The following is a 21,486-nucleotide window of genomic DNA, read 5'->3' on the forward strand; positions in this document are numbered from 1 at the left end:
CCGCGCAATGGTGGCCACTTGCCAACTCTAGGGTCACGCCGGGACTTCTTCGCATCGTTCGCGGGTGCCTGCTGATTGCTCTGCCACACACGCAAACGCCCGGCACGGGCCGGGCGTCGATGCTCGGGAGCAATCTTATTTATCGTCAGGTTTGCCCGGAACATTAGCGCTTTCGGCCGCATCCCCCACAGAGCCTTCGACTTCAGCCTTCATGCGCTTGAGGCCCATGTGACGGACATCGGTGCCGCGCACCAGGTAGATCACCAGCTCCGAAATGTTTCGCGCGTGGTCGCCGATCCGCTCCAGCGAACGCAACACCCAGATCACGCTGAGCACCCGCGAGATCGAGCGCGGGTCTTCCATCATGTAGGTGACCAGTTCACGCAGGGCCGTCTTGTACTCGCGGTCGATGGTCTTGTCGTACTGGGCCACCGACAGTGCCAGGTCGGCATCGAAGCGGGCGAAGGCATCGAGGGCATCGCGCACCATGTTGCGCACCTGGTCGCCGATGTGGCGCACCTCGACGTAGCCGCGCGGCGACTCGCCTTCTTCGCAGAGCTGGATGGCGCGGCGAGCGATCTTGGTCGATTCGTCACCAATGCGCTCCAGATCGATCACCGACTTGGAGATGCTGATGATCAGGCGCAGGTCGGAGGCCGCCGGCTGGCGACGGGCGAGGATGCGCAGGCATTCCTCGTCGATGTTGCGCTCCATCTGGTTGATCTGTTCATCGACTTCACGCACCTGCTGGGCCAGACCCGAATCGGCCTCGATCAGCGCGGTGACGGCATCGTTCACCTGCTTCTCGACCAGGCCGCCCATGGCCAGCAAGTGGCTGCGCACCTCTTCGAGTTCGGCGTTGAACTGCTGGGAAATATGGTGGGTAAGGCTTTCTTTGTTGATCATCGTTTCGCTCCGCGAAGCAGCAAGCTGCAAGCATCAAGTGGTTCGTCTCATTCCCTGTGGGAGCGGGCTTGCCCGCGAACACCGGCGAAGCCGGTGCCACACACCGCGGCGCCTGCTTCGCGGGCACGCCCGCTCCACAGGAGCCGCAGGGCTGCTAGCCGTAACGACCGGTGATGTAGTCTTCGGTCTGCTTCTTCGCCGGGTTGGTGAACAGGGTGTCGGTATCACCGAATTCGACCAGTTTGCCCATGTACATGAACGCGGTGTAATCCGAAACACGGGCCGCCTGTTGCATGTTGTGGGTCACGATGACGATGGTGTATTTGGACTTCAGTTCGTAGATCAGCTCTTCGACCTTCAGCGTCGAGATCGGGTCCAGCGCCGAGCACGGTTCGTCGAGCAGCAGCACCTCAGGCTCCACGGCGATGGTACGGGCAATCACCAGACGCTGCTGCTGGCCGCCGGACAGGCCCAGGGCGGACTCGTGCAGGCGGTCCTTGACCTCGTCCCACAAGGCGGCGCCCTTCAGTGCCCATTCCACGGCTTCATCGAGCACGCGCTTCTTGTTGATGCCCTGGATACGCAGGCCGTAGACCACGTTCTCGTAAATGGTCTTGGGGAACGGGTTGGGCTTCTGGAACACCATGCCGACCCGGCGACGCAGCTCGGCCACGTCTTCGCCCTTGCGGTAGATGTTGTTGCCGTAAAGGTTGATGGCACCTTCAACGCGGCAGCCGTCGACCAGGTCGTTCATGCGATTGAAGGTGCGCAGCAGGGTCGACTTGCCGCAGCCGGACGGGCCAATGAAGGCGGTCACGCGTTGCTTGGGAATGTTCATCTGCACGTCGAACAGGGCTTGTTTGTCGCCGTAGAACAGGCTCAGGCCCGGCACTTCGATGGCCACGGTTTCTTCAGCCAGGCGCAGGCCCTGCTTGTCACGACCCAGGGCAGACATGTCGATGCCGTGGGTATGGGAATCATGCTGCATGGTCAACTCCATACGCTATCAATTCGTTTCAAAGGGCCGCCGATTGGCAGGCGGCACGCTTGCAATCCAGGCTCAGCTGTCTAGCGCCTTGTACTTCTCGCGCAGGTGGTTACGGATCCACACCGCCGACAAGTTGAGGGTGGCGATCACCAGCACCAGCAGCAGCGCGGTGGCATATACCAGCGGCCGCGCAGCTTCGACGTTAGGGCTCTGGAAACCGACGTCGTAGATGTGGAAGCCCAGGTGCATGATCTTCTGGTCCAGGTGCAGGTACGGGTAGTTGCCGTCCAGCGGCAGCGATGGCGCCAGCTTCACTACACCCACCAGCATCAGCGGCGCCACTTCACCGGCGGCACGGGCCACGGCGAGGATCATGCCGGTCATCATCGCCGGGCTGGCCATCGGCAGGACGATCTTCCACAGGGTTTCGGCCTTGGTCGCACCCAGGGCAAGGGAGCCTTCGCGCACGGTCCGTGGAATCCGCGCCAGGCCTTCCTCGGTGGCCACGATCACCACCGGCACGGCCAGCAGCGCCAGGGTCAGCGAAGCCCACAGCAAGCCCGGGGTACCCAGGGTCGGCGCGGGCAGCGCCTCAGGGAAGAACAGGCGGTCGATCGAGCCGCCCAGTACATAGACGAAGAAGCCCAGGCCAAACACGCCGTAGACGATCGCCGGCACGCCAGCCAGGTTGTTCACTGCGATGCGGATCAGGCGGGTCACCGGGCCTTGCCTGGCGTATTCGCGCAGGTAGACCGCGGCCAGCACGCCGAACGGCGTGACGATTACCGCCATGATCAGGGTCATCATCACGGTGCCGAAGATGGCTGGGAAGATGCCGCCCTCGGTATTGGCTTCACGCGGGTCGTCGCTGAGGAATTCCCAGACCTTGGCGAAATAGGTACCCATCTTGCTGAAGCCGGACATGGCATTCGGCTGGATGGCGTGCACCACCTTGCTCAGGTTGATTTCCACTTCGCGGCCGTTGCCGTCGCGGGCCACCAGGCTGTCACGGGCGAAGGCCTGGTGCAGGCCCAGCAGGCGCTCCTCGACGGCCTTGTAGCGGCTGTTCAGCTCGGCGCGTTCGGCGTCGATGTCGGCCTGGGCGGTGGCGTCGAGCTTGCCGTCCAGCTCCAGTTTGCGGCCGTGCAGGCGCAGGCGCTCGAGGCCATGGTTGATGGCCCCGATGTCTTTCTTCTCGAGGGTTTGCAGTTCGCTGTTGAGCTGGTTGGCACGCTTCAGGCGGGCTTGCAGCTCGTTCCAGGCCGCCGGGCCTTGGGCAACCACGCGGCCCTCTTCCTTGACGCTGACCAGGTAGCCGTAGAAGTTGCCCCACTCGCGGCGCTCCAGGGCGATCAGGTCAGCCGGGCGCTGCTCGTCGACCAGCCACTCGCCGACCACCCAGGTGAAGTCGCTGCCGTTGAGGTCGCGGTTACCCACCTTGACCAGCTCACGGGTCATGAACTCCGGGCCGTCGTCCGGCACCGGCAAGCCGGCGCCCTTGAGGCGGGCACGCGGTACTTCTTCCTTCTGCACCACCTCGCCGATGACGATGTGGTCGGCCTGGCCCGGCACCTTGTAGGTGGCCTGGATCAGGTCGGCCGGCCAGAAGTGGCCCAGGCCGCGCACGGCGATTACCGCCAGCAGGCCGACGGTCATGATCACCGCCATGGCCACCGCGCCACCGCTGATCCAGACGCCCGGGGCGCCGCTCTTGAACCAGCCTTTGAGGGAATCCTTTTTCACGGATCGCTACCTTTCTATCAAAGCGACGAGTATTTCTTGCGCAGACGCTGGCGAATCAGCTCGGCCAAGGTGTTCATGATGAAGGTGAACATCAGCAGCACGAGGGCGGCGAGGAACAGCACGCGGTAGTGGCTGCCGCCGACTTCCGATTCAGGCATTTCCACTGCCACGTTGGCGGCCAGAGTGCGCATGCCTTCGAACAGGTTCAGTTCCATCACCGGCGTGTTGCCGGTGGCCATCAGCACGATCATGGTCTCACCTACCGCACGCCCCATGCCGATCATCAACGCCGAGAAGATGCCCGGGCTGGCGGTCAGGATGACCACGCGGGTCAGGGTCTGCCACGGCGTCGCACCCAGGGCCAGAGACCCCAGGGTCAGGCTGCGCGGCACGCTGAACACGGCGTCTTCGGCGATCGAATAGATGTTCGGGATGACCGCGAAGCCCATGGCGATACCGACTACCAAGGCGTTGCGCTGGTCGTAGCGCAGGCCAAGCGAGTGCTCGATCCACAGGCGCATGTCACCGCCGAAGAACCAGCTTTCGAGATACGGACTGACCGCCAGGGCAAACCAGCCGATCGCCAGGATCACCGGAATCAGGATTGCCGCCTCCCAACCATCCGGGACGCGCAGGCGGATAGACTCCGGCAGGCGGCTCCAGGTGAAGCCGGTCAGCAGAATGCCGAGCGGCATGATCAGGAACAGGCTGAATACGCCGGGCAGGTGGCCCTCCAGGTAAGGTGCGAGGAACAGCCCGGCGAAGAAGCCGAGGATCACTGTCGGCATCGCTTCCATCAGCTCGATCACCGGCTTGACCTTGCGGCGCATGCCCGGGGCCATGAAGTAGGCGGTGTAGATGGCGGCAGCGATGGCCAGCGGGGCCGCCAGGATCATCGCGTAGAACGCGGCCTTGAGGGTACCGAAGGTCAGCGGCGAGAGGCTCAGCTTGGGTTCGAAGTCGGTGTTCGAGGCGGTCGACTGCCAGACGTACTTGGGCTCGTCGTAGTTCTCGTACCAGACCTTGCCCCACAAGGCGCTGAAGGAGATTTCCGGGTGCGGGTTGCGCAGGCTCAGCGGCAGCAGCTTGCCACCTTCTTCAATGATGATGCGGTTGGCACGCGGCGACAGGGCCAGGATGCCAGGCCCTTCGGCGGCCTGCTCGACCAGCAAAGTGCGGTGCGCGGTGCTGTGGAACACGCCGAGCTTGCCGTCGCTGTCCAGGGCGATGAAGCCCTTGCGACGCTCTTCGGCATCGATCTGTACGATCGGCGCCTTACCCATCCTGAAGGTACGGATCTGCTTGAAGCGCTGCTCGCCATCCGGGTCGCGGGCCATGAACCACTGGGCCAGGCCGCCCTTGGAATCGCCGATGATCAGCGAGATACCCCCCACCAGCTGAGCGGTGGCGGTGATTTCGCTGTCCGCGCTTTCGGCCAGTTTGTAGCGGCCATTGAGACTCTTGTCGCGCAGGCTGAAGACATCGGCGGTGGCGCGACCGTTGATCACATACAACCACTGCTGACGAGGGTCGATGAAGATGTTCTTCACCACTTCGGTCATCTGCGGCAATTCGATACGGCTCTGCTCGGTGCTGGTCTCGCCGGTCAGCATGTTTTCGCTGCGCGACAGCTCGACCACCTGCAGGTGCGCACCCGTAGAGCCAGCCAGCAGCAGGGTGTCGCCATTGACATTGACACTCATATGCTCCAGCGCGCGGCCCTGCTCGTCGAGGACGAACGGCGCCTGGCCATATGGGTAATCGATGCCTGGGGTGATGGTCTTCTTGTTATCCGGATAGGTGACTTTGTAGGTGTGGTGGAACACCAGCGCCTGACCATTGGACAAACCGACTGCCACCAGCGGGCTGCCCGGCTGGTCCGCACTGATAGAAGCGACCTGCGTACCTGGCGGCAATGGCAGGTCGACGCGGCTTAACTGGTTACCGCTCTTGGTGTCGAAGAAAATGGCCTGGCCCTTGTCCGAAACGCGCATGCCGACCAGGTTCTGCTCTTCAAGGGCAATCATCAGTGGCTTGCCGGCATCCTGCTGCAGCCAGGTCGGCTCCAGCGCCTTCCTGCTAGTCAGCTCGGCGCCCTGGAACAGCGGCAATACCACATAAGCCAGATAGAAGAAGATCAGCGTGATGGCTGCCAGCACGGCAAGCCCGCCCACCAGTACATACCAGCGGGTCAGGCGATCCTTGAGGGCGCGCATGCGGCGCTTGCGTTGCAACTCGGGCGTATTGAAGTCAATCCGCACGGGCGGGGAGTTTGGGGTCATTGTGGAATTGGCCAGATCATTCATGCGCACACCCTAGCGGTCCCGTATGACAAAAACATGACAGTGAGTTGACGCAAAAAAGCCCGCCGCTCAGGAACCCTGGCAACGGACTGGGGAAGTCGTGGAAGAGGCCGGGCTTCAGCACCGGCCTCATCCTCAGTTACTTACTTTTTTGCAACGTTACCGGCTTGGGACAGCCCCAGGTCAGCGAGGGTCTTGTCGACCACTTTGGCCGGCAGCGGGATGTAACCATCCTTCACTACGACCTGCTGGCCAGCTTGCGACAGGACCAGCTTGACGAACTCGGCTTCCAGCGGGGCGAGAGGCTTGTTCGGCGCTTTGTTGACGTAGACGTAGAGGAAACGCGACAGCGGGTATTTGCCGTTCAGGGCGTTGGTTTCGTTGTCTTCAATGAACTCGGTGCTGCCTTTCTTGGCCAGTGGCACGGTCTTGACGCTGGCAGTCTTGTAGCCGATGCCCGAGTAACCGATGCCGTTCAGCGAGGAGCTGATCGCCTGTACGACCGAAGCCGAGCCAGGCTGTTCGTTGACGTTAGGCTTGAAGTCGCCTTTGCACAGGGCCTCTTCCTTGAAGTAGCCATAGGTACCCGATACCGAGTTGCGGCCGAACAGCTGCACCGGCTTGTTGGCCAGGTCGCCGGTCACGCCCAGGTCGCCCCAGGTCTTCACCTCGGCTTTGGCCCCACACAGGCGGGTGGACGAGAAGATCGCATCGACCTGCTCCATGGTCAGGCCCTTGATCGGGTTGTCCTTGTGCACGAACACGGCCAGAGCGTCGACGGCGACCGGGATGGCGGTCGGCTTGTAGCCGTACTTCTGCTCGAAGGCTTGCAGCTCGACGTCCTTCATCTTGCGGCTCATCGGGCCGAGGTTGGAGGTGCCTTCGGTCAGCGCGGGTGGCGCAGTCGAGGAACCGGCAGCCTGAATCTGGATGTTTACGTTCGGATATTCCTTCTTGTAGGCCTCGGCCCACAAAGTCATCAGGTTCGCGAGGGTATCGGAACCGACGCTGGAGAGGTTGCCCGAAACACCGGTGGTCTTGGTGTAGGTCGGGATCGCAGGGTCGACAGCGGCTACCGCGTTGGCGGTCGCAACGCCAGCGGCGGCAAAGGTGAGGGCCGCCATCAAACGCTTCAGTTTCATGCCTTGCTCCTAGCAGGAATATTGGGGTGTTGGATGGAACGGGGCCAAGTATCTGCAGGCCGCATGAATACGATATGACTCAATTGTGACAAATGGATGAAAGGCCATCATGAGATGGGTCGCATCCGTTCAGCAGCCTGCACCTATCCCTGTGGGAGCGGGCCAGCCCGCGAAGCAGGCACCGCGGTGTATGGCACGGGCTGCGCCCGTGTTCGCGGGCTCGCCCGCTCCCACAGGGATCGTGCCAGCCGTCAGATCAGCGCTTGTTGGCGAGCAGGTACAGGCCCACCGCCAGACCGACGGCGCACAGCCCTGCTACGTAGTAGGCAGGTGCCATCGGGCTGACCTTGAGCAGCGCGGTAACCACCATCGGCGTCAGGCCACCGAAGATGGCATAGGCGACGTTGTAGGAGAACGACAGCCCACTGAAGCGCACCACCGCCGGGAACGCCTTGACCATCACGTACGGCACCGCGCCGATCACCCCCACGCACAGGCCGGTCAGCGCATACAGCGGGAACAGCAGCTCAGGATGGGTCGGCAGGCTGTGGTAGAAGGTCCAGGAGCTGGCCAGCAGTAGCAGGCTGCCGATCACGAACACCCGTCCCGCACCGAAGCGGTCGGCCAGGCTGCCGGCACCGATGCAGCCGAAGCTGAGAAGCACGATCGCCAGGCTGTTGGCCTTGAGCGAATCGGTGGGGCTGACGTGATAGATGGTCTGCAGCAACGCCGGGGTCATCAGGATCACTACCACGATGCCGGCAGACAGCATCCAGGTCAGCAGCATCGACAGGATGATCGGCCCACGGTGATCACGCAGCACCGCGCGCAGTGGCAACTCTTCGGCCAATGCCTTGCGCTGCTGCATCTCGGCGAACACCGGGGTTTCGTGCAGCCAGCGGCGCAGGTACACCGAGAACAGGCCGAACACACCGCCGAGCAGGAACGGGATACGCCAGGCATAGTCGGCCACTTCTTCGCCGCTGTAGAGGGTGTTGATCAAGGTCGCCACCAGCGAACCGAGCAGGATCCCTGCCGTCAGGCCGGCGGTCAGGGTGCCACAGGCGTAGCCGGTGTTGCGTGCCGGCACGTGCTCAGAGACGAACACCCAGGCGCCCGGTACTTCACCACCGATGGCTGCGCCCTGGATCACGCGCATCAGCAACAGCAGGACCGGCGCCCACAGGCCAATCTGTGCATAAGTCGGCAGCAGGCCCATGATCAGCGTCGGCAAGGCCATCATGAAAATGCTCAGGGTGAACATCTTCTTGCGCCCGAGCAGGTCGCCGAAGTGGGCCATGACGATGCCACCCAGTGGCCGTGCCAGGTAACCGGCGGCAAAAATGCCGAAAGTCTGCATCAGGCGCAGCCATTCGGGCATGTCAGGCGGGAAGAACAGCTTGCCGACCACCGTGGCGAAGAACACGAAGATGATGAAGTCGTAGAACTCCAGGGCTCCGCCCAGGGCGGACAGTGAGAGGGTCTTGTAGTCACTGCGGGTCAGCGGCCGCGAGGGCTGCTCGATACTGCTCGGCACGGAGGTCATCGCTCGTTGTTCTCTTGTAGGTGACGCAGGCCGCTTGGCACGCGGCTTCTGGGTTGGGGCGAGCAGCGAAGATAGCAAATTGCCGAGCTGCGCTGAAAGCGATACAAAAACCATACAGATATTCGTGAATGCGCGGTCGTCGCCTGGCGATTGGCTATATATACTGGCCGCTCGTAGGAAAAGGTTGCTTTAACCGTGGGAAGTTGTGCGAAAACGCCGGGCTTGAGGTCAGACTGTTTCGCAGAGTTTCCCTATGGGCGCCCCGCGAAGCGGAATCAGCGTAGTATGTTGTCAGCTGAATCGTTTTCCCGGCCTTGCGCCACACCAACGAAGCGTCACGGGTCAGAGGCCCCATCGCATGATTGAGCTCGAACAAGAAGATCCTATCCCGCAAGGTGACCTGGCCTTGCAGATCACTGCACTGCCGCGCGAAACCAATGGCTTCGGCGACATCTTCGGCGGCTGGCTGGTCGCGCAGATGGACCTCGCCGGTACCGCCATGGCCAGCCGCGTCGCGGGCGGCCGGGTAGCCACTGTGTCCATCGACCGCATGGCATTCCTGGTGCCGGTGGCCGTCGGTGCACAACTGTCGTTCTACACCCAGACCCTGGAAATCGGCCGCAGCTCGATCCGCATGATGGTCGAAGTGTGGAGTGACGACCCGCTGTCCAGCGAATGGCGCAAGGTCACTGAAGCGACGTTCGTATTCGTCGCCATCGATGGCAGTGGCCGCACCCGCTCGGTGCCTCGTCGCTGAGCCTCGCGAGCGGTAAACTCATTGCACGTCACCGGGTCCAAGGCCCACAGGCAATCAATGAGACGAGCGCAATGGCTACCTTCAAGGTCGAATCCGAGCAACACGGCGAACTCAACTGCTGGCGCATCAGCAGCGACCACGCCGAACTACTGATCGCCCAGCAGGGCGCGCAGATCCTCAGCTACCAGCGTGTTGGCGAGCCACCGCTGCTATGGCTGAGCGACCAGGCCATCTTCCGCCAGGGCAAATCGGTGCGCGCCGGTGTACCGGTATGCTGGCCGTGGTTTGGCAACTTGCAGCGCAACCCCGCATCCGTGCAGGCCATGCACCGTGGCGAGCAGGCTCCCGCCCATGGCTTGGCGCGCACGCGTGACTGGCAATTGCTGGGCGTCGAAGAAAAAGGCGATGACCTGCACATCGATTTCGAGCTGCCAGAGGCCCAGGGCGATCTGCCGGACTGGCCGCATGATGTCGAGCTGAAACTGCACATCGTGCTCGGTGACGATCTCACCGTGTCCCTGAACAGCCGCAACATGGGCAACAGCCCCGTGACCATCAGCCAGGCCTTGCACAGCTACTTCGCCGTCAGCGACGTGCGCCAGGCGCAGGTCGAAGGGGTCGAGGGGCTGCAGTACATCGAGACCCTGGCCGGCTGGGAACAGCGCCAGCAGCAGGGTGCGTTGGCGTTTGCCGGGGAAACCGACCGGATCTACCTGGATACGCCGCAGAAGCTGAGCATCGTCGACCCGCACTGGGAGCGGCGGATTACCTTGACCTGCAGCGGGTCTCGCTCGGCGGTGATCTGGAATCCGTGGACCGAGCGGGCCAAGGAGCTGGCAGACATGGCCGATGACGGCTGGCAGCGGATGCTGTGCATCGAGACAGCGAATGTCTGGGATGATGTAGTGGAGCTCAAGCCCGGGGCCAGCCGGTCGTTGCAGGTCAGGATCGGCAGCGGAGCGATCTGAATTCTACTTCGGCAGGTCTGGCCTCTTCGCGGCGGTTCGGCGCCCCGAAGAGGCCAGTACAGGCAATCAGAGGTCGGCGTCTTCCACCACCCTCACCTTCCCAGCATCCAGCGCATAGGCCGCATCGGCCAGGTCATTGCTGACCTTCTCCACCTTCAGCTTGCCGCTAACCCAGAGCGGCGTGTAGATATCATCGATCTTCAAGCCTTTCGGATACCGCACCAGCACCAGCTGGTTCGGCGGCGGTGGCGGTACGTGGATGCACGCGCCCGGGTAAGGTACGAGGAAGAACAAGGTGCTGTTGCCCTTGGCGTCGCTTTCCAGCGGCACCGGGTAGCCACCCAGGCGGATGTCCTTGCCATCCATGGCCGCCACGGTCTTGGTCGAATACATCACCGCCGGCAGGCCCTTGCTCTGCTTGAGGCCGCCCTTGGCGGTGAAGGTGCCATTGGCTTCCGGCGAGTTGTGATCGATCTCGGGCATCGCTTCGAGGGCCTTCTGGTCTGACTTGGGCATCAGCTCCAGCCAGTCGGTCTCGGGCAGTTCGGCATGGGCCAGGGTGCTGGCCAGAAGCAACGGGATGAGGAAAAAGGCACGCATGAAAATGCTCGGCAACTCGGGATGAATTGCCGGGCATTCTAACCAGTATTCAACGTTTCTTGATGAATCCGTAGATCACCAGAAGGATGATCGCACCGACCAGCGCGCCGACGAATCCTGCGGCCTGGCCCGCCTGGTAGATCCCCAGTGCCTGGCCGCCATAGGTGGCGAGCAGTGAGCCGGCGATACCCAGCAGAATGGTCATGATCCAGCCCATGCTGTCGTCGCCCGGCTTGAGGAAGCGGGCCAGCAGACCAACGATAAGGCCGATGAAGATGGTTCCAATGATGCCCATGGCAATCCCTCTGAAGTGAAGATGGAACAAGCCAAAGCCTAGACAGCGCTTTGGCTTGTTGCCATTTTCAGAGGGCAGACCTTGCGCAGAAGTTCGATCAGTTGCTGATCAGCGCTTCTACTTCGGCAATCCTGGCCTTCAGACTGACCATGTCCTGGCAGCGCAGGGTAGCGTGGCCGACCTTGCGCCCGACCTTGAAAGCCTTGCCGTAGTGGTGCAGGTGGCAGCCATCGATGGCCACGACCTTGTCCACCGCCGGCACTTCACCGATGAAGTTGAGCATGGCGCTCTCACCGACCTTGGCAGTCGAACCCAGCGGCAGGCCGGCCACGGCGCGCAGATGGTTCTCGAACTGGCTGCACTCGGCACCTTCGATGGTCCAGTGCCCGGAGTTGTGCACACGCGGGGCAATTTCGTTGGCCTTCAGGCCACCGTCGACCTCGAAGAACTCGAAGGCCATCACCCCGACATAATCCAGTTGCTTGAGCACTCGACCGACATAGTCTTCGGCCAGGCCCTGCAGCGGGTGCGCGTCGCTGGCCACCGACAGTTTGAGGATGCCGCTCTCGTGGGTGTTGTGCACCAACGGGTAGAAGCGGGTTTCACCATCGCGGGCCCGCACGGCTACCAGCGATACTTCGCCGGTGAACGGCACGAAGCCTTCCAGCAGGCAAGGCACGCTGCCCAGTTCGGCGAAGGTGCCAACCACGTCTTCAGGCGTGCGCAGCACCTTCTGGCCCTTGCCGTCGTAGCCCAGGGTGCGGGTCTTCAGTACTGCCGGCAGGCCGATGCTGGCGACCGCCGCGTCGAGGTCTGCCTGCGAGAGGATGTCGGCGAAGGCCGGGGTCGGGATACCCAGGTCGCGGAACATGCTTTTCTCGAACAGGCGATCACGGGCGATGCGCAGGGCTTCGGCACTTGGGTAAACCGGCACGAACTGCGACAGGAAAGCCACGGTCTCGGCCGGGACGCTTTCAAATTCGAAGGTGACCAGGTCGACCTCGTCGGCCAGTTGGCGCAGGTGAGCCTGGTCGCCATAGTCGCCACGCAGGTGCTCGCCCAGCGCGGCGGCGCAGGCGTCTGGCGCCGGGTCGAGGAAGGCGAAGTTCATACCCAGCGGAGTGCCCGCCAGGGCCAGCATGCGGCCCAGTTGGCCGCCACCGATTACACCGATCTTCATGGGTTCAGCCTCAAGCCTGGCGCGGGTCTGGATTGTCCAGCACGGTGTCGGTCTGCTCGGTGCGGAACTGCTTGAGCGCCGCGTGGTACTGCGGGTACTTGGCGCCGAGGATGCTCGCCGACAGCAGCGCAGCGTTGACGGCGCCAGCTCGGCCAATGGCCAGGGTGGCCACCGGCACGCCGGCAGGCATCTGCACGATCGACAGCAGCGAGTCGACGCCCGACAGCATCGACGACTGGACGGGCACGCCCAGCACCGGCAGATGGGTCTTGGCAGCACACATGCCTGGCAGGTGGGCGGCGCCACCGGCACCGGCAATGATCACCTCGATACCACGCCCTTCGGCCTCTTCGGCGTACTGGAACAGCAAGTCCGGGGTGCGGTGGGCGGAAACCACCTTCACTTCGTAGGGAATGCCGAGTTTTTCCAGCATATCGGCGGTGTGGCTAAGGGTGGACCAATCGGACTTGGAGCCCATGATCACGCCAACCAGTGCACTCATCGTCGAGCCTCTCCTGCAAGCGCCTTCAGGCGCGCTAAAAGCAACAAGCCACGCAGGTGGGCCGGCGTGGCTTGTCATACGGATTCTGTATCGACCGGGTCGGTCGAAGGCGCGGGATTGTAGCGTATTTCTGGGCGGCCCGCCCACCCCTGTAAGCACATGTCGGATCAAAGGGCAAGCTGTCTCGCGGGACAAGTTTTTCCCCCAACCCGACAAGCTCTGGTGCCAGTCAGGCTGATGCCTCACCAGGGCCACCTGCCGACTCCAGCTTGCGCCACAACAGCCGCACATTGGCCTTGCGCACCAGGGCGCAGCGGTACAGGCGAATTTCCAGCGGCACATGCCATTGGCTCCCGCCACAAATCGCCAGCTCGCCGCGCTCCAGCTCGCCACGCATCGACAGACGGGGCACCCAGGCGACGCCCATGCCTTCCAGCGCCATGCTCTTGAGACTGTCAGCCATGGCAGTTTCGTAGACAGTGGTGTACCGCAGATTGCGTTGACGTAGCAGCAGGTTCACCGAACGCCCCAGGAAAGCACCGGCGCTGTAAGCCAACAGCGGCACGCTGCTGTCGGCTTCAAGATCGAACAGCGGCTTGCCGTCGGCATCCACTGCGCACACCGGAAGCATTTCGGTGGTGCCCATGTGCAGCGACGGGAAGATCTCGGCATCCATCTGCAGGGCGGCATCAGGGTCATAGAACGCCAGCATCAGGTCACAGCCCCCCTCCCTTAATGCATGCACCGCATCTCCGACGTTAGTCGCAACCAGGCGGGTGGCGATGTTCAAACCATCATTGCGCAACTGGGCTACCCAGCGGGGGAAAAAGCCTGACGCCAGGGAATGCGCGGCTGACACTTGGATGACCTCGCCCTGCCCTCCTTCGAGGTGATGCAAATGGCGAAGAACTTCGCTCAACTGGTCGACAACGGTGCGCGCAGTGACGAGAAAAAGCTGGCCAGCCTCGGTCAGTTCAATCGGTGTGCGGGAACGATTCACCAAGGTCAGGCCCAACGCCGCTTCCAGGCTGCGTATACGCCGGCTGAAGGCAGGCTGGGTGACGAAACGTCGCTCGGCCGCCTGGGAAAAACTGCGAGTGGAGGCCAGGGCACTGAAGTCCTCCAGCCACTTGCTTTCGAGGTTCATGAAGCAGTTCTCCCGGCGTGCACCAAAATGGAACACGCTCGAATGTCAATTGGCGTCACATGAAACACTATGCCGTTTGTGCATAGGTTAGCGTGCAATAGCATTGGCCGCAAAATCCCCTTCAGGCCTAGGATTGGCGCCATTCCGGCATGTGCCGGGTCAAAATCGAGATGATATCCATCATGTCCTCCGCTGCATCGTTCCGCGTCGAAAAAGATCTGCTTGGTACCCTTGAAGTCCCTGCCGATGCCTACTACGGCATCCAGACCCTGCGCGCTGCCAACAACTTCCATCTCTCCGGTGTTCCGCTGTCGCACTACCCGAAGCTGGTCGTGGCCCTGGCCATGGTCAAGCAGGCTGCTGCCGACGCCAACCGTGAGCTGGGTCACCTGAGCGATGCCAAGCACGCGGCCATCAGTGCAGCCTGCGCCCGCCTGATCAAAGGCGATTACCACGACCAGTTCGTGGTGGACATGATCCAGGGTGGTGCCGGTACTTCCACCAACATGAACGCGAACGAAGTCATCGCCAACGTCGCGCTGGAGGCCATGGGCCACCAGAAGGGTGAATACCAGTACCTGCACCCGAACAACGACGTGAACATGGCGCAGTCGACCAACGATGCCTACCCGACTGCCATCCGCCTGGGCCTGCTGCTGGGTCACGACGCCCTGCTGGCCAGCCTCGACAGCCTGATCCAGGCCTTCGCTGCCAAAGGCAAGGAATTCGACCACGTACTGAAGATGGGCCGCACCCAGCTGCAGGACGCCGTGCCGATGACCCTGGGCCAGGAATTCCGCGCCTTCGCCACCACCATGACCGAAGACCTGCAGCGCCTGCGCTCGCTGGCGCCGGAACTGCTGACCGAAATCAACCTGGGCGGTACTGCCATCGGTACCGGCATCAACGCCGACCCGGGCTACCAAGCCCTGGCCGTACAACGCCTGGCCACTATCAGCGGCCAGCCGCTGGTACCGGCTGCCGACCTGATCGAAGCCACATCCGACATGGGTGCTTTCGTGCTGTTCTCCGGCATGCTCAAGCGTACCGCGGTCAAACTGTCGAAGATCTGCAACGACCTGCGCCTGCTGTCCAGCGGCCCACGCACCGGCATCAACGAGATCAACCTGCCAGCGCGTCAGCCAGGCAGCTCGATCATGCCAGGCAAGGTCAACCCGGTCATCCCGGAAGCCGTCAACCAGGTGGCCTTCGCCATCATGGGCAACGACCTGGCCCTGACCGTCGCCGCCGAAGGTGGCCAGCTGCAGCTGAACGTGATGGAGCCGCTGATCGCCTACAAGATCTTCGACTCGATCCGCCTGCTCCAGCGCGCCATGGACATGCTGCGCGAGCACTGCATCGTCGGCATCACCGCCAACGAACAGCGCTGCCGTGAACTGGTCGAGCACTCGATCGGCCTGGTCACCGCCCTGAACCCGTACATCGGCTACGAAAACGCCACCCGTATCGCTCGCGTTGCCCTGGAAACCGGCCGCGGCGTACTTGAACTGGTGCGTGAAGAGAAGCTGCTGGACGACGCGATGCTCGACGACATCCTGCGTCCGGAAAACATGATCGCTCCACGTCTGGTTCCGCTGAAGGCGTAACCCGGCCGCTGCAAACAGTCTCACCAGGTCGAGGGACTAGACACCTCTCAACCTTTCAAAGGCCCGAGCGCACGCTCCGGGCCTTTTTTTTGCCTGATGAATTTTGGCGCTGCTGCGCAGCCCTTTCGCGACACAAGGCCGCTCCTACAGACGACCGCGATCCCTGTAGGAGCGGCCTTGTGCCGCGAAAGGGCCGCACAGCGGCCCCAGATATCGGCACACAATTTGCTCCATAATGCCTCCCAGGCCCACGGGATGACCGAGCATGCTGCACAGCCACCTGACCACCCTCAACGCGGTTTCGCTGATCCTCAACCTGTTCCAGGAAGAAGGCTGCGAGGCGACAACGTTGCTCGCCGGCAGCGGCATAGGCCCGGCCGACCTGGGCCATAGCGACGCACGCATCACTACCCAGCAAGAGTTGCAGGTGTGCGCCAATGCCGTGGCCCGACGCGAGGAGATTGGCCTGGAACTGGGCCGGCGCATGCATGTGTCGTGCTACGGCATGCTCGGTTACGCCCTGCTCTCCAGTGCCACTTTGGGTGACGCCCTGCGCCTGGCGCTGCACTATCCGGCACTGCTGGGAACAGTCTTCAAGCTGCGCCTGGTCGACGATGGCCAGCGCGTCTGGTTCAGCGCCAGCGAATACCACGACAGCCCAGCCCTCGCCGCCTTCAATGCCGAGTTCTGCCTGGTGTCGTTGAAAGTGATCTGCGATGACCTGCTCGGCCGAACCCTGCCGCTGCTCGGCGCCCGCTTCGAGCACCCACGGCCCAGCTACCATGGTCTCTACACCAGTGCCTTCCAGTGCCCACTGGCTTTCGACGCCGAGGACAACGCCTTTGCCTTCGAGCGGCGCTGGCTGGACATGCCATTGCCGCTGGCCGACCCGATTACCCACAAGGCCATGAGTGAGCGCTGCCGGCGCCTGAACCTGGAATTCACCGGGCGCCAAGCCTGGCTTGGGCGGATCCGTCAGTTGTTGCTGCAGCAACTGGATGCGGCGCCGGGCCTGGAGGGGCTGGCGCGGCAGATGAACTGTTCCTCGCGGACCTTGCGCCGGCACTTGCAGGCGCTGGGTTGCAGTTATCAACAACTGCTCGATGAGCTGCGCTTCGATCGAGCCAAGCAATTGCTGGCCGACGAGCAGATGCCGATCTACCGGATCGCCGAGACCCTGGGGTTCAGCGAGACCGCGAGTTTCCGCCATGCATTCCAGCGTTGGAGCGGGGTCGCCCCCAGCCACTTCCGCGGTTGACCTGCTGTGGCCAACGAGCTTGGCCACATCGATCCCCTTTTGGCCGTTTGCGTCGTTCTCTGCCAACTGGCCGCCCGTGAAAATGGGCCCACGCCAGTACCCCCGGAGAACAACAAATGCTGACGATCTATTCCGATGATCACCGCCTGCACCATGGCCGCTGCGAGCTGATCGACGGCAAGCTGATGCCTTGCTTCGAAATGCCCTCACGCGCCGACCACGTCCTCGAACAAGTGAAAAAGCGCAACCTCGGCGATGTCCAGGGGCCAACTGATTTCGGCCGTGCGCCGTTGCAGCGCATTCACAGCGCCGACTATCTCGACTTCTTCCAGGGCGCCTGGGCGCGCTGGGCCGCGCTCGGTCACGACGGTGATCTGCTGCCCTTCACCTGGCCGGCACGCACCCTGCGCCAGGTCAAGCCAACCGGCCTGCATGGCGAACTGGGCTACTACAGCTTCGACGCCGGCGCGCCGATCACCGCTGGTACGTGGCAAGCCGCCTACAGCGCCGCGCAGGTCGCCCTGACCGCCCAGGCTGCCATTGAGCAAGGTGCTCACTCGGCCTTCGCTTTGTGCCGCCCACCAGGGCACCACGCCGCTGCTGAAGTCATGGGCGGCTACTGCTACCTGAACAATGCCGCGATTGCCGCCCAGGCCTTCCTTGACCAGGGCCGCGCCAGGGTGGCCATCCTCGATGTCGACTACCACCACGGCAACGGGACCCAGGACATCTTCTATCAGCGCAACGACGTATTCTTCGCCTCGATCCACGGCGACCCCCAGGATGAATTCCCGTTCTTCCTCGGCTATGCCGACGAAACCGGTGAAGGCGCAGGCGAAGGCTGCAACATCAATTACCCGCTGCCCGCTGGGAGTGACTGGGCAGCCTGGAGCGCCGCACTGGAAGACGCCTGCCAACGCATCGCCGCCTATGACGCCGACGTGCTGGTGGTCTCCCTGGGCGTGGACACCTTCAAAGACGACCCGATCTCCCAGTTCAAGCTGGACAGCCCGGATTACCTGGAAATGGGCAAGCGCATCGCCCAGCTCGGCAAGCCCACCCTGTTCGTGATGGAAGGTGGCTACGCTGTGGAAGAAATCGGTATCAACGCAGTCAATGTGCTGGAAGGCTTCCAGCGCGCCCAGCCAGGAGCCTGATCATGGTCCGACTCAAGCGTCTGCTCGCCCCATTCATCGCTGCCACCCTGTTCACCGGTGCCCTGCACGCTCACGCCGAGCAGCGCACCCTGCGTGTGTTTAACTGGTTCGATTACATAACCCCGCAGACCTTGAGCGACTTCCAGAAGGACAGTGGCGTCAAGCTGATCTACGACATCTTCGACACCAACGAAGCGCTCGAGGCCAAGCTGCTCACCGGCAACTCCGGCTACGACGTGGTCGTGCCGTCCAACGTGTTCCTCGCCAAGCAGATCGAGGCCGGGGTGTTCCAGCAGCTGGACCGCAGCAAGCTGCCGAACTGGCAACACCTGGACCCGGCGCTGATGAAGCTGATCGAAGCCAACGACCCGGGCAACAAGTTCGCCGTGCCGTACATGTACGGCACCATCCTGATCGGTTTCAACCCGGACAAGGTCAAGGCCGCGCTCGGTGACCAGGCCCCGGTCGACAGCTGGGACCTGATCTTCAAGGAAGAAAACATCGCCAAGCTGAAAGAGTGCGGCGTCGCACTGCTCGACTCGCCGTCGGAGATCCTGCCGCTGGCCTTGCAGCATCTGGGCCTGCCACCCAACAGCGACAAGCCGGAGGACTACAAGAAGGCCGAAGCCTTGCTGCTGAAGATCCGCCCTTACATCACCTATTTCCACTCCTCGAAGTACATGGCCGACATCGCCAACGGCGATATCTGCGTGGCGGTAGGCTACAGCGGCAGCTTCTCGCAGGCCGCCAACCGGGCGAAGGATGCGAAGAATGGCGTGGTGGTGGACATGCGCCTGCCCAAGGAAGGTGCACCGATCTGGTTCGACATGCTGGCGATTCCGAAGAACGCGGCCAACCCGGAGGATGCCCATGCATTCATCAACTACCTGCTGCGGCCTGAGGTGATCGCGCCGATCAGCGATTTCGTCGGCTACCCGAACCCGAACAAGGATGCCACCGACAAGGTCAGCCCGGCGATTCGCAACAACCCGAACCTGTACCCGACGGCGGAGGCGATGGCCAAGCTGTATACCCTCAAACCGTTGACGCGTGAGGCCGAACGGGCGCGGACGCGCGCCTGGACCCGTATTAAGTCCGGCACTTGATGCAGAGCTGGGGCTGCTTCCCAGCCCCATTTACCTTTTCCAGACCCTGCGCAATTTCAACAAGGCTTCGGCAATCTCCCCTTCCGGCACCGCCGCAAACCCCAGCACCAGCCCTGCCCGCTTATCCACAGGCAGCCCGCTTTCCTCCAGCCAGTAACTGCTCAGCGGATTCACCTCCACCCCCACCGCCTCAGCCCTGGCCACCAGCTCCTGCTCCCGCGCAAAGTTATCCACATCCACCTTCACATGCAGCCCCGCCGCCACCTCAGGCATCGCACCCAGTCCAGGCACATCCACAGGCCATCCGGCCTTGAGCACATTGCGCCGGCTCAGCGCCGCCTTGCGCATGCGCCGGATGTGCCGCTGGAAATGACCTTGGGCCATGAATTCGGCCATCACGCACTGGGTGCCCACTTCCGAATGCCGTACCGCCAGCGCCCGCCCCTGGCTGAATGCCTGGACCAGCCGTGGAGGCAGCACCAGATAGCCCAGTCGCAATGCCGGAAAGGCGATCTTGCCGAAGGTCCCGACGTACAATACCCGCCCCTGGCGGTCGAGCGCTGCCAGCGGGGTCAAGGGCGCGCCGCTGTAGCGGTACTCGCCGTCGTAGTCATCCTCGATGATCCAGCCATCGCTGCGCTCGGCCCAGGCCAGCAAGGCCAGGCGCCGCGGCAGGCTCATGGTCACGCCGGTCGGGTACTGGTGCGCCGGGGTGACATAGGCCAGCCGGCAGTCCGTCAACTGCTCCAGGTGCTGGCAATCCATGCCCTCCTCGTCCACCGGCACGCCAGTCACCTTGCCACCGGCCACGGCGAAGGTATGCCCGGCGGCCCGATAACCCGGGTTTTCCACAGCCACGCCGTCGCACGGTTGCAACAGCAACTGTGCACAAAGGCTGATGGCCTGTTGCGCACCACTGGTGATCACAATTTGTTCAGCCGTGCAGGAAAGGCCACGCGAACGGCGCAGATAGGCGGCTATCAGCTCGCGTAGCACTGGCTCACCGGCTGGATCGCCATAGCCCAGCTGCGCCGGCGACGGATTGCGCCAGAAAGCCGCCTGCAGCTTGGCCCACACGTCGAAAGGGAACAGATCGAACGCCGGAATTCCGACTCGAAATGCCTTCGGCGCACCGCTTTTCGGCGGCGGAAGATGGTTACTTTTCAGCCGTTCCAATGGCTCACTGGAAAGCTTGTTGCTGGATAAATCCTCAGTATTTTCCGAAGGAAATGTGGATAAGTCTGTTGATAAGCCTTGGGATAAGCCTGTGGACAGTTGTGTGGATAGTTTTGGCAGGCGGCTCACATACGTGCCATCCCCTATCCGGCTTTCAATGTAGCCCTCGGCATACAGCTGGTCATAGGCACGCACCACACTGTTGCGCGACAGCGCCAGGACGCTCGCCAACTCACGCGTAGCCGGCAACCGGGTACCGCTGCTCAGGCGACCATCCAGCACCCGTGCCCGCAAGGCCTCGTAGAGCTGTTGACTGAGCCCGCGACGGCGATCGAGCACGATACCGGCAGGATCGAAGGGCAACAGGAAGGGACGCTCGCTCATGGAATTGGACCTACCAAAACAGTCATTAATGGCTCTTACCCAGAGCCAATAGCCTGCCTAGGATGGAGCCATTCAACAAGGACCCTGCGCATGTACAACAGCAAACCCCATCAGGAACATGACCTTGAGCGCTTGCACCAGCACATGCGCAACACCCGCCTAGCCGTGCTGGTCAGCCACGGTGAACAGGGCCTGCTGGCCACACACCTGCCGGTTTTGCTCGACACCGACGAGGGCGAGTTCGGCTGCGTCTATGCCCACCTGGCGCGGGCTAACCGCCAATGGCAGGACCTGGCGCAAGGTGGCGAAGCACTCCTGGTGTTCCCAGGTGCCGATGCCTACGTAAGCCCCAGCTATTACCCGAGCAAGGCCGAAAACCCCAAGGTGGTGCCGACCTGGAATTACCTTGCAGTGCATGCTTACGGCACTGCGCAAGTGATCCACGAAGCCGCACCGTTGCTGCAGATTGTCAGCCGCCTGACCGATCTTCACGAACAAGGCCGCAGCGCACCCTGGAAAGTCGCCGACGCCCCCACCGACTATCTCGATGGCATGCTCCGCGCCATTGTCGGCATTCGCCTGCCCATCGCCCGCCTGCAAGGCGCGCGCAAGCTCAGCCAGAACCGCTCGGCCGAAGATATCGCTGGCGTGCGTGATGGCCTGGGCGCCAGCCCGGATTACCTGGACAACCAACTTGCTGCGCATATGCGCCAACTCTGAA

19 protein-coding genes are annotated in these 21,486 nt (G+C 62.7%); 7 read left to right on the top strand and 12 right to left on the bottom strand.

Going from position 1 to position 21,486, the window contains the following annotated elements; translation table 11 throughout:
* Window positions 1-135 precede the first annotated feature (135 nt).
* The 6 genes from phoU to APH33_RS08785 form a co-directional block, all read right to left on the bottom strand.
* A complete protein-coding gene (phoU, locus tag APH33_RS08760) occupies window positions 136-906 on the bottom strand; it encodes a phosphate signaling complex protein PhoU (protein ID WP_054884757.1) in 771 nt (256 codons plus the stop codon).
* A gap of 154 nt (window positions 907-1,060) precedes the next feature.
* Window positions 1,061-1,894 (bottom strand): phosphate ABC transporter ATP-binding protein PstB, encoded by an 834-nt coding sequence (gene pstB, locus APH33_RS08765; protein ID WP_054884758.1) that lies wholly within the window; start codon window positions 1,892-1,894, stop codon window positions 1,061-1,063.
* 72 nt (window positions 1,895-1,966) lie between these two features.
* The gene (gene pstA, locus APH33_RS08770; protein ID WP_054884759.1) at window positions 1,967-3,637 is read right to left on the bottom strand and encodes a phosphate ABC transporter permease PstA; all 1,671 of its coding nucleotides are present in this window, start codon (window positions 3,635-3,637) and stop codon (window positions 1,967-1,969) included.
* A gap of 17 nt (window positions 3,638-3,654) precedes the next feature.
* Complete coding sequence (locus APH33_RS08775; RefSeq protein WP_054884760.1) at window positions 3,655-5,943, bottom strand: ABC transporter permease subunit; 2,289 nt, start codon at window positions 5,941-5,943, stop codon at window positions 3,655-3,657.
* Window positions 5,944-6,083: 140 nt separating this feature from the next.
* The gene (locus tag APH33_RS08780) at window positions 6,084-7,082 is read right to left on the bottom strand and encodes a phosphate ABC transporter substrate-binding protein PstS (protein WP_054884761.1); all 999 of its coding nucleotides are present in this window, start codon (window positions 7,080-7,082) and stop codon (window positions 6,084-6,086) included.
* 256 nt (window positions 7,083-7,338) lie between these two features.
* Window positions 7,339-8,628, bottom strand: coding sequence for an MFS transporter (locus APH33_RS08785; protein WP_054884762.1), 1,290 nt, complete (start codon window positions 8,626-8,628; stop codon window positions 7,339-7,341).
* A 358-nt stretch (window positions 8,629-8,986) separates the two neighbouring features.
* Between APH33_RS08785 and APH33_RS08790 the strand changes: the two genes are divergently transcribed.
* Entirely contained in the window at window positions 8,987-9,385 is a 399-nt protein-coding gene (locus APH33_RS08790; protein ID WP_027917060.1) for an acyl-CoA thioesterase, read from the top strand.
* Between the two features lie 71 nt (window positions 9,386-9,456).
* Window positions 9,457-10,353, top strand: coding sequence for a D-hexose-6-phosphate mutarotase (locus tag APH33_RS08795; RefSeq protein ID WP_054884763.1), 897 nt, complete (start codon window positions 9,457-9,459; stop codon window positions 10,351-10,353).
* Between the two features lie 66 nt (window positions 10,354-10,419).
* Here APH33_RS08795 and APH33_RS08800 read toward each other — a convergent pair whose 3' ends face one another.
* The 5 genes from APH33_RS08800 to APH33_RS08820 form a co-directional block, all read right to left on the bottom strand.
* Window positions 10,420-10,953, bottom strand: a complete 534-nt coding sequence (locus APH33_RS08800; protein ID WP_054884764.1) for a DUF3299 domain-containing protein — start codon at window positions 10,951-10,953, stop codon at window positions 10,420-10,422.
* 49 nt (window positions 10,954-11,002) lie between these two features.
* The gene (locus tag APH33_RS08805) at window positions 11,003-11,248 is read right to left on the bottom strand and encodes a GlsB/YeaQ/YmgE family stress response membrane protein (RefSeq protein ID WP_054884765.1); all 246 of its coding nucleotides are present in this window, start codon (window positions 11,246-11,248) and stop codon (window positions 11,003-11,005) included.
* 97 nt (window positions 11,249-11,345) lie between these two features.
* Complete coding sequence (locus tag APH33_RS08810) at window positions 11,346-12,428, bottom strand: 5-(carboxyamino)imidazole ribonucleotide synthase (protein WP_054884766.1); 1,083 nt, start codon at window positions 12,426-12,428, stop codon at window positions 11,346-11,348.
* A 10-nt stretch (window positions 12,429-12,438) separates the two neighbouring features.
* The gene (gene purE, locus APH33_RS08815) at window positions 12,439-12,930 is read right to left on the bottom strand and encodes a 5-(carboxyamino)imidazole ribonucleotide mutase (protein ID WP_003253304.1); all 492 of its coding nucleotides are present in this window, start codon (window positions 12,928-12,930) and stop codon (window positions 12,439-12,441) included.
* Window positions 12,931-13,159: 229 nt separating this feature from the next.
* The gene (locus tag APH33_RS08820) at window positions 13,160-14,077 is read right to left on the bottom strand and encodes a LysR substrate-binding domain-containing protein (protein ID WP_054884767.1); all 918 of its coding nucleotides are present in this window, start codon (window positions 14,075-14,077) and stop codon (window positions 13,160-13,162) included.
* A 182-nt stretch (window positions 14,078-14,259) separates the two neighbouring features.
* Here APH33_RS08820 and aspA point away from each other — a divergent pair, with 182 nt between their 5' ends.
* From aspA to APH33_RS08840, 4 genes are all read left to right on the top strand, one after another.
* On the top strand, window positions 14,260-15,684 hold the full coding sequence (gene aspA, locus APH33_RS08825) for an aspartate ammonia-lyase (protein ID WP_027917067.1): 1,425 nt from the start codon (window positions 14,260-14,262) through the stop codon (window positions 15,682-15,684).
* Window positions 15,685-15,949: 265 nt separating this feature from the next.
* Window positions 15,950-16,942, top strand: a complete 993-nt coding sequence (locus APH33_RS08830) for an AraC family transcriptional regulator (RefSeq protein ID WP_054884768.1) — start codon at window positions 15,950-15,952, stop codon at window positions 16,940-16,942.
* Between the two features lie 116 nt (window positions 16,943-17,058).
* On the top strand, window positions 17,059-18,099 hold the full coding sequence (locus APH33_RS08835; RefSeq protein ID WP_054884769.1) for a histone deacetylase family protein: 1,041 nt from the start codon (window positions 17,059-17,061) through the stop codon (window positions 18,097-18,099).
* A 2-nt stretch (window positions 18,100-18,101) separates the two neighbouring features.
* Window positions 18,102-19,205: a polyamine ABC transporter substrate-binding protein gene (locus APH33_RS08840; protein ID WP_054884770.1), complete on the top strand. Its 1,104-nt coding sequence runs from the start codon at window positions 18,102-18,104 to the stop codon at window positions 19,203-19,205.
* 30 nt (window positions 19,206-19,235) lie between these two features.
* On the opposite strand, the gene APH33_RS08845 is transcribed toward APH33_RS08840, so the two are convergent.
* The gene (locus APH33_RS08845) at window positions 19,236-20,765 is read right to left on the bottom strand and encodes a PLP-dependent aminotransferase family protein (RefSeq protein ID WP_054884771.1); all 1,530 of its coding nucleotides are present in this window, start codon (window positions 20,763-20,765) and stop codon (window positions 19,236-19,238) included.
* A 90-nt stretch (window positions 20,766-20,855) separates the two neighbouring features.
* Between APH33_RS08845 and APH33_RS08850 the strand changes: the two genes are divergently transcribed.
* Entirely contained in the window at window positions 20,856-21,485 is a 630-nt protein-coding gene (locus tag APH33_RS08850) for an FMN-binding negative transcriptional regulator (RefSeq protein WP_054884772.1), read from the top strand.
* Window position 21,486: the final 1 nt, after the last annotated feature.

This window comes from Pseudomonas sp. NBRC 111130 (assembly GCF_001320485.1).
Lineage (GTDB): Bacteria > Pseudomonadota > Gammaproteobacteria > Pseudomonadales > Pseudomonadaceae > Aquipseudomonas > Aquipseudomonas vlassakiae.

What these genes read in the sequence shown, in the direction of transcription:
- APH33_RS08775 (WP_054884760.1), bottom strand. Translation starts at nt 5,943, where the DNA reads ATGAATGATCTGGCCAATTCCACAATGACCCCAAACTCCCCGCCCGTG.
- APH33_RS08850 (WP_054884772.1), top strand. Translation starts at nt 20,856, where the DNA reads ATGTACAACAGCAAACCCCATCAGGAACATGACCTTGAGCGCTTGCAC.
- pstB (WP_054884758.1), bottom strand. Translation starts at nt 1,894, where the DNA reads ATGCAGCATGATTCCCATACCCACGGCATCGACATGTCTGCCCTGGGT.
- APH33_RS08820 (WP_054884767.1), bottom strand. Translation starts at nt 14,077, where the DNA reads ATGAACCTCGAAAGCAAGTGGCTGGAGGACTTCAGTGCCCTGGCCTCC.
- APH33_RS08835 (WP_054884769.1), top strand. Translation starts at nt 17,059, where the DNA reads ATGCTGACGATCTATTCCGATGATCACCGCCTGCACCATGGCCGCTGC.
- APH33_RS08810 (WP_054884766.1), bottom strand. Translation starts at nt 12,428, where the DNA reads ATGAAGATCGGTGTAATCGGTGGCGGCCAACTGGGCCGCATGCTGGCC.
- APH33_RS08840 (WP_054884770.1), top strand. Translation starts at nt 18,102, where the DNA reads ATGGTCCGACTCAAGCGTCTGCTCGCCCCATTCATCGCTGCCACCCTG.
- aspA (WP_027917067.1), top strand. Translation starts at nt 14,260, where the DNA reads ATGTCCTCCGCTGCATCGTTCCGCGTCGAAAAAGATCTGCTTGGTACC.
- purE (WP_003253304.1), bottom strand. Translation starts at nt 12,930, where the DNA reads ATGAGTGCACTGGTTGGCGTGATCATGGGCTCCAAGTCCGATTGGTCC.
- APH33_RS08830 (WP_054884768.1), top strand. Translation starts at nt 15,950, where the DNA reads ATGCTGCACAGCCACCTGACCACCCTCAACGCGGTTTCGCTGATCCTC.
- APH33_RS08800 (WP_054884764.1), bottom strand. Translation starts at nt 10,953, where the DNA reads ATGCGTGCCTTTTTCCTCATCCCGTTGCTTCTGGCCAGCACCCTGGCC.
- APH33_RS08795 (WP_054884763.1), top strand. Translation starts at nt 9,457, where the DNA reads ATGGCTACCTTCAAGGTCGAATCCGAGCAACACGGCGAACTCAACTGC.
- APH33_RS08785 (WP_054884762.1), bottom strand. Translation starts at nt 8,628, where the DNA reads ATGACCTCCGTGCCGAGCAGTATCGAGCAGCCCTCGCGGCCGCTGACC.
- APH33_RS08805 (WP_054884765.1), bottom strand. Translation starts at nt 11,248, where the DNA reads ATGGGCATCATTGGAACCATCTTCATCGGCCTTATCGTTGGTCTGCTG.
- APH33_RS08790 (WP_027917060.1), top strand. Translation starts at nt 8,987, where the DNA reads ATGATTGAGCTCGAACAAGAAGATCCTATCCCGCAAGGTGACCTGGCC.
- APH33_RS08780 (WP_054884761.1), bottom strand. Translation starts at nt 7,082, where the DNA reads ATGAAACTGAAGCGTTTGATGGCGGCCCTCACCTTTGCCGCCGCTGGC.
- phoU (WP_054884757.1), bottom strand. Translation starts at nt 906, where the DNA reads ATGATCAACAAAGAAAGCCTTACCCACCATATTTCCCAGCAGTTCAAC.
- APH33_RS08845 (WP_054884771.1), bottom strand. Translation starts at nt 20,765, where the DNA reads ATGAGCGAGCGTCCCTTCCTGTTGCCCTTCGATCCTGCCGGTATCGTG.